The sequence below is a fragment of the Streptomyces sp. KM273126 genome (assembly GCF_004337435.2).
Classification (GTDB): domain Bacteria; phylum Actinomycetota; class Actinomycetes; order Streptomycetales; family Streptomycetaceae; genus Streptomyces; species Streptomyces acidicola.
In genome coordinates this window covers 1,609,736-1,623,536 of record NZ_SJXB02000001.1, presented here as the reverse complement: position 1 = coordinate 1,623,536, position 13,801 = coordinate 1,609,736, and the positions used below count along the sequence as shown (strand labels likewise).

13 protein-coding genes and 4 pseudogenes are annotated in these 13,801 nt (G+C 67.3%); 7 read left to right on the top strand and 10 right to left on the bottom strand.

Going from position 1 to position 13,801, the window contains the following annotated elements:
- The first annotated feature begins 67 nt into the window (after positions 1 to 67).
- Complete coding sequence (locus tag E0500_RS07080; RefSeq protein ID WP_131571885.1) at positions 68 to 559, top strand: YbjN domain-containing protein; 492 nt, start codon at positions 68 to 70, stop codon at positions 557 to 559.
- 177 nt (positions 560 to 736) lie between these two features.
- The gene (locus E0500_RS07075) at positions 737 to 2,443 is read left to right on the top strand and encodes a glycosyl hydrolase family 28-related protein (protein ID WP_181586900.1); all 1,707 of its coding nucleotides are present in this window, start codon (positions 737 to 739) and stop codon (positions 2,441 to 2,443) included.
- Positions 2,444 to 2,451: 8 nt separating this feature from the next.
- Here E0500_RS07075 and E0500_RS07070 read toward each other — a convergent pair whose 3' ends face one another.
- Positions 2,452 to 3,348 carry an AraC family transcriptional regulator gene (locus E0500_RS07070; RefSeq protein ID WP_181586899.1) on the bottom strand — a complete coding sequence of 299 codons (897 nt, stop codon included), beginning with the start codon at positions 3,346 to 3,348 and terminating at the stop codon, positions 2,452 to 2,454.
- Positions 3,349 to 3,398: 50 nt separating this feature from the next.
- Here E0500_RS07070 and E0500_RS07065 point away from each other — a divergent pair, with 50 nt between their 5' ends.
- Positions 3,399 to 3,851, top strand: coding sequence for a DUF2000 domain-containing protein (locus tag E0500_RS07065; protein WP_131565886.1), 453 nt, complete (start codon positions 3,399 to 3,401; stop codon positions 3,849 to 3,851).
- On the opposite strand, the pseudogene E0500_RS07060 reads toward E0500_RS07065, so the two are convergent.
- Together E0500_RS07060 and E0500_RS07055 are read right to left on the bottom strand one after the other, a co-directional pair.
- Positions 3,826 to 4,003: pseudogene (locus E0500_RS07060) on the bottom strand (type II toxin-antitoxin system VapB family antitoxin). The gene E0500_RS07065 and the pseudogene E0500_RS07060 sit on opposite strands and share 26 nt — an antisense overlap.
- A 91-nt stretch (positions 4,004 to 4,094) precedes the next feature.
- Complete coding sequence (locus tag E0500_RS07055; protein ID WP_131565884.1) at positions 4,095 to 4,463, bottom strand: hypothetical protein; 369 nt, start codon at positions 4,461 to 4,463, stop codon at positions 4,095 to 4,097.
- A gap of 577 nt (positions 4,464 to 5,040) precedes the next feature.
- Between E0500_RS07055 and E0500_RS07050 the strand changes: the two genes are divergently transcribed.
- Positions 5,041 to 5,349 (top strand): 4a-hydroxytetrahydrobiopterin dehydratase, encoded by a 309-nt coding sequence (locus E0500_RS07050; protein ID WP_131565882.1) that lies wholly within the window; start codon positions 5,041 to 5,043, stop codon positions 5,347 to 5,349.
- Between the two features lie 211 nt (positions 5,350 to 5,560).
- Here the strand turns inward: E0500_RS07050 and E0500_RS07045 are convergent, their stop codons facing one another.
- Positions 5,561 to 6,826: an MFS transporter gene (locus E0500_RS07045; protein ID WP_131565880.1), complete on the bottom strand. Its 1,266-nt coding sequence runs from the start codon at positions 6,824 to 6,826 to the stop codon at positions 5,561 to 5,563.
- A 180-nt stretch (positions 6,827 to 7,006) separates the two neighbouring features.
- Between E0500_RS07045 and E0500_RS07040 the strand changes: the two genes are divergently transcribed.
- A complete protein-coding gene (locus E0500_RS07040) occupies positions 7,007 to 7,768 on the top strand; it encodes a phosphoglyceromutase (protein ID WP_131565878.1) in 762 nt (253 codons plus the stop codon).
- An 80-nt stretch (positions 7,769 to 7,848) separates the two neighbouring features.
- On the opposite strand, the gene E0500_RS45355 is transcribed toward E0500_RS07040, so the two are convergent.
- The 3 genes and pseudogenes from E0500_RS45355 to E0500_RS07025 all read right to left on the bottom strand — a co-directional run.
- Positions 7,849 to 8,043: an integrase gene (locus E0500_RS45355; protein WP_399118720.1), complete on the bottom strand. Its 195-nt coding sequence runs from the start codon at positions 8,041 to 8,043 to the stop codon at positions 7,849 to 7,851.
- Between the two features lie 109 nt (positions 8,044 to 8,152).
- Positions 8,153 to 8,800 (bottom strand): dihydrofolate reductase family protein, encoded by a 648-nt coding sequence (locus tag E0500_RS07030; protein ID WP_131565876.1) that lies wholly within the window; start codon positions 8,798 to 8,800, stop codon positions 8,153 to 8,155.
- Positions 8,801 to 9,023: 223 nt separating this feature from the next.
- Positions 9,024 to 9,341 (bottom strand): annotated as a pseudogene (locus tag E0500_RS07025) (IS630 family transposase); the annotation flags it as partial.
- On the opposite strand from E0500_RS07025, the pseudogene E0500_RS45350 reads away from it, so the two are divergent.
- A pseudogene (locus tag E0500_RS45350) lies at positions 9,275 to 9,415 on the top strand (IS5/IS1182 family transposase); the annotation flags it as partial. The pseudogenes E0500_RS07025 and E0500_RS45350 overlap by 67 nt on opposite strands.
- On the opposite strand, the pseudogene E0500_RS07020 reads toward E0500_RS45350, so the two are convergent.
- The 3 genes and pseudogenes from E0500_RS07020 to E0500_RS07010 all read right to left on the bottom strand — a co-directional run.
- Positions 9,399 to 9,504 (bottom strand): annotated as a pseudogene (locus E0500_RS07020) (sigma factor-like helix-turn-helix DNA-binding protein); the annotation flags it as partial. The pseudogenes E0500_RS45350 and E0500_RS07020 sit on opposite strands and share 17 nt — an antisense overlap.
- 936 nt (positions 9,505 to 10,440) lie before the next feature.
- Positions 10,441 to 11,379, bottom strand: a complete 939-nt coding sequence (locus E0500_RS07015) for a restriction endonuclease (RefSeq protein WP_131565875.1) — start codon at positions 11,377 to 11,379, stop codon at positions 10,441 to 10,443.
- 356 nt (positions 11,380 to 11,735) lie between these two features.
- Entirely contained in the window at positions 11,736 to 11,972 is a 237-nt protein-coding gene (locus tag E0500_RS07010) for a hypothetical protein (protein WP_131565872.1), read from the bottom strand.
- Positions 11,973 to 12,714: 742 nt separating this feature from the next.
- Here E0500_RS07010 and E0500_RS07005 point away from each other — a divergent pair.
- Complete coding sequence (locus E0500_RS07005) at positions 12,715 to 13,713, top strand: helix-turn-helix domain-containing protein (protein WP_165935075.1); 999 nt, start codon at positions 12,715 to 12,717, stop codon at positions 13,711 to 13,713.
- Positions 13,714 to 13,801: the final 88 nt, after the last annotated feature.

Sequence of the window (13,801 nt, the reverse complement as noted above, 5' to 3'; positions counted from 1 at the left end):
TGCGGCGTTCACCATGGCCGATTCCGCTGATCCGGTGCGTCCCGTACCTGTCCCGTAGGCTCACCCCATGGCTGACGCAGCGTCGATCATCGAGCAGGTCCTCACCGAGGCCGAGCTGGAGTGGGAGAGCACCGAGCCCGGCTCCTACGTCGTGCAGCTGCCCGGCACCCGCAAGCTGTCGACGACCGTCTCGCTGATCGTCGGCAGGCACTCGCTCTCGCTGAACGCCTTCGTGATCCGACACCCGGACGAGAACGAGGAGGGCGTCCACCGCTGGCTCCTGGAACGCAACCTCAAGCTGTACGGCGTCAGTTACGCGATCGACCCGCTGGGGGACGTGTACGTGGTCGGCAAGCTGCCGCTCGCGGCGGTCACGCCCGACGAGGTCGACCGGCTGCTCGGTTCGGTGCTGGAGGCGGCCGACGGTTCCTTCAACACACTCCTGGAGCTCGGCTTCGCCTCCGCGATCCGCAGGGAGTACGCCTGGCGGGTGTCCCGCGGCGAGTCGACCCGCAACCTGGATGCGTTCACGCATCTGACCCAGCGGGCCGACGACTGAGGTCGACCGGGGCACGTTCCGCCACTGTTCCTTGTCTGTGAGTCCACGCGAGTCCCGTGAGTAGCGCTCGCTGAACTGTGTAGTTGGTGCATGCCCCTTTCACGCCCCCGTAGACGCATGTCATGCTCACACTCAATGCGCATCTGAACGTCATTCACATTCATGAAGGCGGGCGGTATGAGCAACACGTTCGAGGGCATGACCAGAAGAGGCTTCCTCGGGAGCGTCGGTGGCACGGCGGCGGCCGGGGTGACGGGCATGGCAGGCACCCCAACCGCACAAACCGCACCACCCGCACCAGCCCGGGGGGAAGTCCCCGCCCTCTGGCGAGAGTTCGACCGCGCCCCCTTCACCCACCCGCAGATCCCGTACGTCGGCCGCGCGGGCTGCCACGGCGGGGCGGCACGCCTCCCCCGCCACCCCGTGGTGGCCGACGTGACGGACCACGGCGCCGTGGCGGACGGCACCACGGACTGCGCCCCCGCCATCAACCGCGCCCTCGCCGCCGCCGGACGCGCGGGCGGGGGCACGGTGCTCGTCCCGCCCGGCACGTACCGCATCGACGGCCTGATCCGCGTCGGCCACGACAACGTCGTCCTGCGCGGCGCCGGCAGCACCCGTACGAAGCTGTACGCCACCAGGAACCTCACCGAACTCATCGGCGTGTACGGCTCCCGCTACGGAGGCGACAAGTCGTCGTGGTCCTGGGCGGGCGGCCTCATCTGGCTGGCCCCCGAAGCCCGTTGGAACTCCCTGGTCACCGCCATCCAGCAGCGCGACTGGCCCTTCGAGGGCTGGACCGGCAACCGGCGGGACGAGTGGGACACCCTGACGACGGTCCAGCCCGCACTCCAGGGCTCCTGGACGGTCACGGTCGCGGACGCCACGCGCCTGCGCCCCGGCCGGCTCGTCCTCCTCCGCCTCGCCGACGACGACTACACCCTCCTGAAGCACATGGCGGGCGGCGGCCCGGGCGCCGAGGCGTACCCCTGGGACCACCACACCAAGCTCACGTCGTACGTCCCCTACGAGTGGCCCGTCCGCATCGCACGCGTGCGCGGCAGGAAGGTCACCCTGGAGCGCCCGCTGCCGCTGGACGTGCGCCCGGAGTGGGACCCGCGCCTGACCACCCACGTCAGGGAGTTGACCGGCGCGGGCGTCGAAGGGCTCACCCTGGAGGCGGCCGAGACCCCGCAGTCCCCGCACCTCCTCGACCTGGGCCACAACGGAGTAGTCCTCCAGTGCGCGTACGACTGCTGGGTGGACGACGTCGTCGTACGCCACGTGGACAACGGCTTCGGCCTGGTCGCCGCCTCGGCGTGCACCCTGCGCCGTACGACGGTGGCGGGCCGCGGCTCCCACCACCCGTACTTCTGCCGTGAGGGCTCGCACGACAACCTCGTCGAGGACTTCACGATCGAACAGCGCACGATCCCGGCGCCCGCGGGCACCCAACTTCACGGCATCAACGTCGAGGGCTTGTCCTCCTACAACGTCTGGTCGCGCGGCGACATGCGGATGGGCACCTTCGACTCCCACCGGGGCTTGCCCTTCGCCAACGTCCGCACCGACATCACGGTGAACAACAACGGCCGCCACGGCGGCGACGCCATCTCCGGCCCGCTCTTCGGCGCCCGCTTCACGCACTGGAACATCCGGGTGACCAACGAGCGCGCCGGACTGATCAAGATCGACGGCCTTGCCCCGCACAGCGCGACGGTGGCCGTGAACACGGTGCGGGAGTTCGACCAGATCGACGTCCCCGACTTCACGGGGGATCTGCACACGCGCCTGGAGCTGTACGGCACGACGGACGCCGGCGCCGTACGGCCACGCAACCTGTACGAGGCGCAGCGGGCGCTGCGGGAGCTGCGGATCAGGTGAGGGGCGGATCAGGTGAGGGGATCCGGATCCGGGAACACCTGCTGAGCGCGGGCGTAACGGCCGGGCGGTACCCCCACCCACCGCTTGAAGTGGCGCGTGAGATGGGCCTGGTCGTAGAAGCCGCTGAGGGCGGCCACCTCGCTCGGCGGTTGCCCGGCGAGCAGCAGCCGGCGGGCGTGCTCGACCCGTCGTGACATGAGGTACTGGTGGGGCGCGATCCCGAAGGCGCTGCTGAACGCCCGTACGAGATGGGCCGGATGGGCGTGGACCAGCGCCGCGGCTTCGCCGAGGGTCACGCCCTGCGCGGTCCGCTCGTCGAGCAGTTCGCGGAGCCGGCGGGCGAGGGAGCGGTCGGAGCGGTGGCCGAGGTGGGGATCGTGGGGGTGGGGACCGTGTCCGGTCCGGGGATCGTGTCCGGTCGGGGGGCGCAGATGGAGCCGCAACCGCTCCCTCACCAGCACGAGCCTGCTCTCCGCCTCCAGCTCGTCCCCGGGGCGCGCGAGCGCGGCGTGCAACTGACCCACGCGCCGCCGCAACAGCGGATCACGGAGCTCGGGCCCGTCGACCGCGGCCCCGATGAGGCTCGCATCGAGCGCGCCCGGCTCCAGGTACAGCACCCGCTTACGGAAGCCCGCCTCCGTGACCGGTTCCCCGTTGTGCGGCACGTGCGGCGGCAGCAGCGTCACCGTGCCGTGCGGGGTGCCGTGCTCATGCCGGTCGAGGTCGTACCGTACGGCGCCGTCGTCGACGACGAGCAGTGTCCAGGCGTCGTGGACGTGCATGGGGTACGCGTACTCGGTGTAGTGCGCGTGGAAGACCTCGACGATGCCGGGGACACGGGGCTGCCAGGCGGTGACGTCACGGATCCGCCTGCTCGTCTGCGTGTCTTCCCTTCTGGGGGCCATGCAAAAAACGTACAAGACGCCGCCGCACGGCGATCGGCACTGTTCATTCCATGACCACTGAGAACGACCTGGACCTGGCGCCCATCCGGCCCGTCCGCTTCGACACCAAGATCGCCGTGCTGCTGAGGGAGGACCTGGAGCCCTGGCAGCGCCTGAACGTGACCGCGTTCCTCGTGAGCGGCCTGGGCTCGGAGCTCCCGGAGGTGGTCGGCGAGGCGTACGAGGACGCGGACGGGGTCCCGTACCTGCCGATGTTCCGCCAGCCCGTACTGATCTTCGAGGGCACCAAGGAGACACTGCGGACGGCCCACACCCGTGCCCTGTCCCGGGCCCTGCCCCGCGCCCTCTTCACCTCGGACCTCTTCACCACCGGCAACGACCGCGACAACCGCGCGGCGGTACGGGCCGTGGGGACGGGGGATCTGGACCTGGTGGGCCTGTCGGTGTACGGGCCGCGCAATGCGGTGGACAAGGCGCTCAAGGGAGCGCGGATGCATCCGTGATCTGTCGCATCCGCTCCACCGCCGCGGCCCTACGACGGCGGTTGGCGATCTCGCGCAGCGCCGCGTTCACCGTGTCATTCTTCGTGCTCGTCGAGATGGCGGGCGGCTTCCGCCAGGGCCTCGTCGTCGAGGTCGATCACTGTGCGGGACATGGCATCTCCCTCCGGCTTTCGCGCTCTGGGTCGGGGCACGGCTTCGGAGACAATCCGACGCCGCGCCCGGTGAGCCCGTTGTACTCGGGGGTCAGGGTGTCCTCTCGTCGTTGTTCAGCGCAGCTCTGTTGCTGTTGTCGTCGTCATCGCCGTCCTCGGGCATCGGAAGCCGAGCGCCACGGCTCTCCGCGACACGGAGGACGTCGCGCAGGGACTCGGTCAGCCGGGCGGAGAGGTACCGGAGTTCTGTGGGCGTTACCTTCGGGTCGCTGATCAACTCCTGGGCCTGGCCGAGCAGTTCGTTGCCCATGCCGAGCTGAACGGACTCGATGTTGTCGGCAAATCGGGTGAGGTAGCCGCCGCCGTTGTCGTCGGTGAGGAGACAGCAGGGCTTCCCACCGGCGCCGGTCCAGGGGAGCAGGCGGGTGGTGGTGGACCTGGTGTTCGCGGGGCTTTCCATTAGGCGGCCACCTCCACTCCGTGGATCCGGCGCGGGCGGGAACTCTGCGATGCTGCCCTGGAGGAGGGGCAGCGTTTGGCGCCCAAGGTCCGGGTCATGGCGTTGCAGCAGCGAGCCCACGGCGCCAGCCTCCTCGGTGATCGTCGGGCAGTGTACCAACTCATTGATGAGGCAACCGGACTCCTCGATCGCGTCGACGATGATTTGCCGTGGGGCGATGCCTGCCGCCGTACCCCCGGATACTTGGAAGTGCAGCGGGCCACTTGCTACGGACGGTTGGAGTTGGGGGCTGAAGCGAGTGGGCTGTGGAGACAGGTACTGGATGGCGTACCGAGTACCGCTCGGCGTGACCGGGGCGTCTACCTCGCGCGACACGCCACGGCAGCCGCTACGGCACACGAACCGGAGCAAGCCGTGGAGATCGCTCTTCAGGCGGTGCAGATTGCAGTGGAGACAGGGTCCGTCCGTATGAAGGAGGAGTTGGGAACTCTTGAGGGGGCCATGCGGCCGTGGGCCGCTGCACAGATCGGCCGGGAATTCGCGGACGTACTGGCTCCGGTAGCGGAGAGGGGATGACGTGGCAGACGAGCTCACGCCGTTGACTGACCCGGAGATTGATGAGCGGTTGAAGGACTTGCCGGGGTGGTCGCGGGCGGGAGATGAGATCACCAGGACGTTCAGCATCCGCTACCACGGTGGTGTCGCGCTGATCGTGCACGTGGCGGATATCGAGCGGCTCATCGGCCACCACGCGGACATCGACCTGCGCCGGGGGAGCGTGCGGTTCGGGATCACTACGCACGATGTCGGCCACAAGCTGACCGAGGCCGACTTTGATCTCGCTCGACGCATTGATGGGGTCGCGGCAGCTCACGGAGCGGTGTAGGTCGACCGTGTCGCCCGCAAGAGCACTGTGACACTTTCCCCAAAGGTGTCACCTTGATCATCCACGGGCCACGTCCACGGGCGTGGCGTACGGCGACTGCGCGCAGGCAGTCGGATCCGCAGCTGCAACACATTCCCCGGATGTGTTGCAGTTCAGCTGGTACACCACTTCCGTGACTCGGCCTGCGCACGTGCTCACCGGAGCTAGAAGATCAGGCCGCCTGCTCGCGTACGGGATTCGCCACCGGCGCCTCCGACCGCCGAGCCGAAGGCTCCTCCACCGGCACCCGCCGCATCAGCACCCCGTACCCGACCCCCGCCAAGGTCCCCACCACGGCGCACAGTCCCCAGAGCCACTCCGCGCCCCACCGGTCGATGACGAACCCGGACATCAGCGGCGCGACCAGCGCGGCGACGGACCAGGACATCGTGTACATGCCCTGGTAGCGGCCGCGCCCGTGCACGGGGGAGAGGCGCACGACGAGGCCGGTCTGGGTGGGTGCGTTGACGATCTCGGCCAGGGTCCACACGCACACGGTGAGCGCGAACACGCCGACCGAACCGGCGAAGGCGGTGAGCCCGAAACCGTACCCGGCGAGGACGGACGAGATCACCAGCAGACGGCGCGGGTCCCGGTGCTCGATGAAGCGGGTGACCGGGAGCTGGAGGACGACGATCAGGACGCCGTTGAGCGCGATGGCCATCCCGTAGTCGGCAGGCGTGAAACCTGCCTCGCCCATCGCGACCGGGAGCCCGACCGCGCCCTGCTGGAAGATGAGCGCGACCAGGAAGGACAGCCCGACGACGGCCATGAAGCGCCCGTCGCGCAGCACGGTGCCGAGCCCGACCTCGGGCCGGCCCTCGGACTCCTTGGCGATGGACGCGGGCCGCGACTCGGGCACCTTGGCGAAGACGACGATCGCGCAGGCCATGGTCATCCCGGCCTCGATCAGGAACCCCGCGAGATAGCTGACCTCGGCGATGAACCCCGCGGCCGCGGACGAGACGGCGAAACCGAGGTTGATCGCCCAGTAGTTGATGGAGAAGGCGCGGACACGGTCCTCGGGCCGCACGATGTCCGCCATCATCGCCTGGACGGCGGGCCGGGAGGCGTTGCTGGTCGCGCCCACCAGGAAGGCGACCGCGGCGATCGCGACGGGATCGCGCACGAAGCCGAGCAGCGCCACGGAGACGGCCGTGGAGGCCTGGGCGACGAGCAGCGTGGGCCGCCGCCCGAGCCGGTCGGCCATGACGCCGCCAACGAGCGAGGAGACGACACCGCCGAGCCCGTGCAGGGAAGCGACCAGACCGGCGTACGTGGCGGAGTAGCCGCGGTCGAGCGTGAGGTACAGCGCCATGAAGGTGGCGACGAAGCCACCGAGCCGGTTGACCAGCGTGCTGGTCCACAGCCACCAGAACTCGCGGGGCAACCCCGAGACGCTTTCACGGACGGCACGCCTCAGGGCGGCGACTGACATAGGGGTCCCCCACGGAAGAAGCTGAAACACAGAAGTAAGCGGCGCAGGTAAGTGGCGCTGGGCGATGCCACACATTACGAGCGCGACGAGGGGAGGACCACTCAATTAACAAACGCAGTCAACTGTCCGCTGGGTGACCGCCGGCACAAGTGATCAAAGGGTTCGATTACGCTCGGGGCCATGGCCGACGCACCGTACAAGCTGATCCTCCTCCGTCACGGCGAGAGCGAGTGGAACGAGAAGAACCTGTTCACCGGCTGGGTGGACGTCAACCTCACCGCGAAGGGCGAGAAGGAGGCGACGCGCGGCGGCGAGCTGCTGAAGGACGCCGGCCTGCTCCCGGACGTGCTGCACACCTCGCTCCAGAAGCGCGCGATCCGCACCGCGCAGCTGGCCCTGGAGTCCGCGGACCGCCTCTGGATCCCGGTCCACCGCAGCTGGCGCCTGAACGAGCGGCACTACGGCGCCCTCCAGGGCAAGGACAAGGCGCAGACGCTCGCCGAGTTCGGCGAGGAGCAGTTCATGCTGTGGCGCCGTTCGTACGACACCCCGCCGCCCGCGCTCGAGGACGGCACCGAGTACTCCCAGTCGGACGACCCGCGCTACGCGACCATCCCGCCGGAGCTCCGCCCCCGCACGGAGTGCCTGAAGGACGTCGTCCAGCGCATGCTCCCGTACTGGTACGACGGCATCGTCCCGGACCTCCTCGCCGGCCGCACGGTCCTGATCGCGGCCCACGGCAACAGCCTCCGCGCCCTCGTCAAGCACCTCGACGGCATCTCGGACGCCGACATCGCGGGCCTGAACATCCCGACCGGTATCCCGCTGTCCTACGAACTGGACGCCGACTTCAAGCCGCTGAACCCGGGCGGAACGTACCTCGACCCCGAGGCGGCGGCGGCCGCGATCGAGGCGGTCAAGAACCAGGGCAAGAAGAAGTAAGCGGAATTGATCAAGCCCCCTGCCTGTGGGTTCTCCGCCGGCAGGGGGCTTGTCGCTGTGCTGGGGCCGTCTCTGGGCTGTCAGGTGCGGGAGGGTTCCGGCTGGGCCGTGTCGAAGACGGCTGCCACGGCCTTGCCCTTGCGGGTGCGCTCCTGGCTGGAGGGCATGAGGTGTGCGTACAGGCGGAGGGTCAGGCCGAGGTACCCGGCGAGGCACTCGGCGACGACCTTGATGTAGCCGCTTGCAGGGAACGCCCGGAAACACCGCGCTCGCACAACGAGATACGAGTACCGGGGTCTGCAGTGGTAATTCGCCCACAACTACGCGTTCATCTGCTGGAACGCTCGCGTCGGCCGTGCTGAGGTTCCCGCGTTGTCTCTCTTGTCATCTGCGCCAGAAAAGGTGGTGCGTCACCCCGCTCGGGCTGGGCACGACCTCCATGTGGAACCGGTCCAGCAACTGTTCGGGCGAGTCCCAGAGGCGTAGCCCGGACCCGAGCTTCACCGGTGAGACGGCCACATGCATGGTGTCGACGAGGCCGGCGTCGAGGAACTCCCTGATGGTGGTCACGCCGCCGCCGAGCCGGACGTCCTTGCCCTGCGCGGCCTCCCGCGCCTGCGCGAGAACGGTGGCGGGGTCGCCGTCCACGAAATGGAACGTGGTGTCGGAGAGCGTGAACGATGGACGCTTGTGGTGGGTCAGGACGAACACCGGCGTGTGGAAGGGCGGCTCGTCACCCCACCAGCCGCGCCACTCGTGGTCGCGCCACGGGCCGCGTTGGGGTCCGAACTTGTTGCGGCCCATGATCTCGGCGCCGATGTTGTGGCTGAAGTCCCGGGTGAAGTAGTCGTCGAGGCCCCGGCTTCCCCCGGGCTCGGTGCGGTTGGGCCAGCTCGCCGTGGCGCCGGCCCAGGCGAAGAGCCTTCCCGGATCGATGTTGTGGCCGAAAGGCCGCTCCAGGCTCTGGTCCTCGCCGGCGGCGACGCCGTCGCTCGAGATGGTGAAGTTCTGCACTCGCAGCAGCTGATCCATGTGTTCCCTCATCAGGTCCTGTCGCCTCCTCGTATGGCGATGCGCCCTACATCAGGATGTCGAACGGGACGTGGCTGGATCGACAGCGGCGCCTAAGTTCTTCCAAAGCGTGTCCCCGCGCGACCGTTCACCTGCGTCGTTCGGCGGCATCCCGGTGCCCACTGGTGCGGTGCCGAGTCGCCAAGAGGCGCGCGGACGGCACTGCCTGCGCGGGGGCAGCCCATCAGGCTGCGACTTGAAGGGGGCGTCCGCCCCAGCGGATACCTTTCTCGCTGCGGATGCGGGCGCGTTCCTTGCGTTGCGCGGCGAGTACGTCGGGGTGGCGGGCGTGGGCGCTGTGCCACCGCAGGTAGCGGAGCAGGGCCTGGGTCTGTGCCGGGTGGCTGCGGTGATGGGAGTTGGCCAGGGTGAACTGCAGCAGCGGGCCGAAGTGTGCCTCGATCGGGTTGGCGCAGGAGGCGCAGGTCGGAGTGAAGGACAGTTGGACTTTGTTCTCCTTCGCCCAGCGGCGAATCGTTGCGCTGGTGTGGGCGGAGAGGTTTGGCCGGTGTCTGGCGGCGGCTCCATGAGGTGCTGCTGGCTGAGCTGAATGCGGCATCACGCCTGGACAGGTCCTCCCAGTAGCGCATGACGATCACCGCTCGCTGCTTTGGCGGCAGTCCGGCCAGCGCCGCGAGCAGGGTGCTGCGCTCATCGGCCCACGCGACGGCTGTGAGCGTTCTGGGGACTCTTGCCGGCGGTGGACTAACCGCAGCCGTCACCTTCCGGTCGGAACGACGCAAAGACGCAGCCCTCGCGGAGCAGCAAAGGATGCAGCTCCTGTCCGCTGAACAGCAACAGGCTCGACTGCTGCAAGCCGAGGAGCGTCGACAGATACGGGAGCTGCAGATCGATCACCGGCGGCTGGTGTATCAGCAGTTCCTAGCCGACGCCCATGCCGTCAATCATGATGGCGACAGGCTTGGCGACATGATCATGCGCTCCCGTTACGAGCCGGTCGGCGACATCGACGCCTCAACTACAGAAGTCGACGCAGCAGTTAGAGCGGCCCGCGGCTCGGCGCACAAGGTGCAGCTGGAGGGGCCAGAAGGCGTATCGTAACTAGCGGATGAGCTCATGTTGTGCCTGTCCCAGCTGCCTCCCACCCTCCGAACGCTGCGGCGTTGGCGGGAGGATGGAAGCAGCAGTGGCCCCGGCGAGGAGACGCCCGTCGATTCGTGGTTCCAGGTTCACTCCCGCCTGAATGAGGCCCTCGACGCCTTTGTGGCGAGAGCCCGGAGTGCCATGGATGATCTGCTCCGCGTGAGTGGACCGGACCGGTGGACAGTGGCGGCTCAGCCAGGGCGTATGGCCCTTGCGGCTGGGCCGTCTCTGGGCCGTCCCAACGGTGGCCGACGACGACAGATGACGACGGTCGGCGACAGCTCTTCCCTCGGTGAGCGACAGTGCCTCGAACACAGGCGCAGGTGTTCCAGGCGACGTTGGACGGGGGCGTACACCAGCTTCTCTGCCCGGTCGTTGCGTCAGTCGACGGCAGCCTCCAGAGCTGGCTCAAATCGCAGCGGCGGCCAATGCACCGGCGCACGAACAGGTAGCCAGCAGTACCCCGCCGGGCCGTCGCTGTCATGCAAGCCCACCGACTACTCAGTCTCGGAAATGATCTTTGCGACCGGCAGGGAGCAGTGTCCTGTCTCACTCGCATGCCGCCGCTTCCGGCGCATTAGCTCCTCCAGGCGGATGCGCTGGTCCAACACCGCCATGAAGTCAAGGCCATCCATCGTGATGAACGGCGTGCTGTAGCTGTACACCACCAGGGCATCAGATGTGAAGCCGCTCATGCTGATGTACAAGCCCAGCGTGTTCTTGCCCTTCCGCTCGATGTTGGTCTTGAAGACGTCCAGCAGTGAGCGACCTATGGTTTCCTTCCACCACTTGGCTTCCAAGACGTAGTGGTCCGTGTCAAATGAGAACGCACCGTCTATCTGCTCGTGGTCCAGGCTGTAGGACGCCCGTGGCTCTAGGTCATACAGAGCAAACAACTCGTTGATGAAGCCCTCAAAATCACGGCCCCGCTGGTGAACATCGGTGGCCCCATGCATCGCGATGAAGCGTTGTTTCAGGTCCTCATGGGCCTCGGCAAACGCTCGTCCTTCCTGCGCCTTCTTCGCACTCTCGGCGATGCTGGCCGCGTGAGCCTCGTGCTCAGCGATGACCTCGCGTTGCTTGGCTGTCCAGCGCTTCAACTCGGCTACTGCTGCTGTTGCCTTGGCCACCATGATTTCGCTGTCGGACTGCGAGTTCAGGTTTGGAAATGTCTCCATGACGGCGATGTCGAGCATGAGCGCCACCGTCAGATCGAGGTAGCGGGCTTCGTTGGCTCGCAGCAGATCGACCAACTGGCCCGACACTTCGCGTTTGGTGGCCGCGAAGTCCAGCCGCGCCAACAGCTCGCTGTGATCCTTCAGCATGGCCCTGATGTACATCTCGAAGGGCTTCTTGTTCCAGAAGATCGCAGTCAGCGCCTCGATCAGAGCAAGGTAGGCGCTGGGGTTCATCGTCTTACGCGCGCTGGACTGCATCGTCCCCCTCCTCGACGGGCCACCGCGACCACACAGTGACTGACCAATCACGGTACCGCGCTACCGCTTGGTGATCTGCCTGTACGACAGTGATTGAGGGGTGCGGGACAGGGACCCGTGCCAGATGTGTGCCAGATCGTGCGGCGAACCACGGGGAACACCGGGGAACCAGGCATTTACCCACCAGGCGTCAACACTGCTCCAACGCAGGTCAACCCTACAGCGAGCCCCAGGTCACCTTAGCTTCCCAAGCTGATGGCTCGGCAAGTCCGTAGCTGGTCACTCCCGCCAGCCAGGTGGAGGCATGGCGGAGGCCCTTCCCGACGTGTCGAGCCGGAAGGGCCCCTCATCGGCGGTCAGAGACCTCGATCTCGGTTCCAGCTGCTCACGTGCATCCCGTAGAAGACGTTGCCGATGCCCGCAGTGAACATGAGCAGCCAGAAGTGGACCCACAGCGACTGACGCCGACGCCTCAGACCTGTCCCGCCAATGACCGATGCGGAAGATGCCACGGCAGAACTGCTGTTGTTGATGATGATTGTCGGAGGCTGCCCGTACGGCTGGGCAGGCTGCTGACCCGGCGGTGTCGCCATGCTGCGTCGACTCCTTGGTGAACTGAGTGTGCAAGAGCGAGACGCACCATAGAGGCGCCCGAATGGTCACCGAGGTCGAACCGGCTGCGTGTCACCCGGTCGGGGCATGTCTCCGTCCATCTCATTCAGCCCCGTTCGCGACCGTTCAGCCGAGACCCCGAGCCATGACCATGCCGACTGCCAGCCGCCCACGAACGCAGGTGAACGCCCCCGAACGACCCCCAACACCACAGTTGGAAAGCGTGTTGGGGGGCAACCCCTCACCAGTTCGAATCTCGTATTCTCCGCGCTTGCCCACTAGGGCAAACGACGGTCCGAACCGCTCAGTGGTTCGGACCGTCGTCCTTCGGTGGCTTCAGTCGGTCTCGGCCCCGGCCCGACTGGATCGCCGGAACAGATCTGTTGCGGCACTGGTAGTCGCGCCAATTTCCTTCGGCTATGCACTCCCGGCCGATCCGCTACCGGTGCAGTGTGAGGAAGCCAGCGAGGGCCCCAGTGAGTGAGCAGAGGGCTACGATCGATCGGAACGGGCTGCGTTGAGCGGTCAGCCTCAGGTCGCCGATGCGGATGTCGATGAATGGGCGTGCGGTGCGCGAACGGGGCATGCAAGTCTCCGTGTGATCCCTGTTTCGGTATGGTCCGATCACAGCAAGTCGGCGGCCGGTTGCGCCAGTTCGCAACAGCACCTTGTGTTGAAGCACCGCACCTTGCATGGAACTGCAACCAGGGATCGGGGGGCGGAATGGAGCGCCGGCAGGTGGAGGCGCAGCGTGGGCTGGCTCCTCTCGGGCAACAACTGACGACTTACCAGCGTGAGTTGGCTGATCATCTGCGGGATCTCCGGAGCCGGACCGGTCTCTCGTCCGAAAAGCTCTCGGACAGGTTGAGCGACGACGGACTGCACGTGGACCGGACGAGGTTGTCCAAATTCCTGAACGGTCGCGAAGTTCCACGCCCGGAGCTGGCCTCCTCGCTGCACCACGTCGTCGCGGAGTGCGAGGGCACGGAGGCCCGGCCGGAGGATGTGGCGAGAACGCGCTTGCTGATCTACGCGGCCCGGAATCACGGGTCGACGCCGGAGCCTGCGTTGTCGGCTGAGCTCGACGAAGCGCGCGAGCAGGTTCGGGAACTTCGCCAGGCAATGGAAACGGAGCGGAAGGGCCGGGCGCAGGTCGACGCGGAACTGCACGCGCTTCGTGAAGAGTGCCGTGCAGACCGGCGGCGTATCTCCGAACTTGAGGAGCAGGCCCGCGGGGTCCGATCCGCGGGCTCAACGCAACAGGTGCAGCACACTCTTGGGGAGTACAACAGACAGGCCATGGCGCAGAAGGCTGCGCTCGACTTCCACGCGCAGCTCGAAGAACTCAGAGTCACGTACCAGGCGATGGCCGATGCGGGGCGTTGTGGGGACGGGCCAGCCGAGATGGCAGCAGTGAATGCGGTGCAACCGACGGTGGCCCAGTTCACAGGCCGGTTCTTTGCGGTCTTCAATCGGGGGGTTGCGGCAACACCGGAGCCCCAGCGGGGCTGGCTCGAAAACCTGATGGACGGGATGATCACGCTGTGCTGGGTGCGAGCTGGCGACATCGACGCCCCAGAGCGCGATACGTTCAGGCCGACCACCATCACTAAGCGAATAGATGCCGAACTTCGCTGGGTGGAGTGGGCCCAGGAGGTGCTGCTGATGGTTGTCACGGGCTCGACCGAGACGCCGAGAGAGCCGGACCAGCCGCTCATGTAGGGCTTCGTTCAAGGGCGGATCGGCGGCATCACGCACGCACGCGCCTCGTCCGCGAACTCACGCCACAGATCCACGGTCGCGGGCGCAT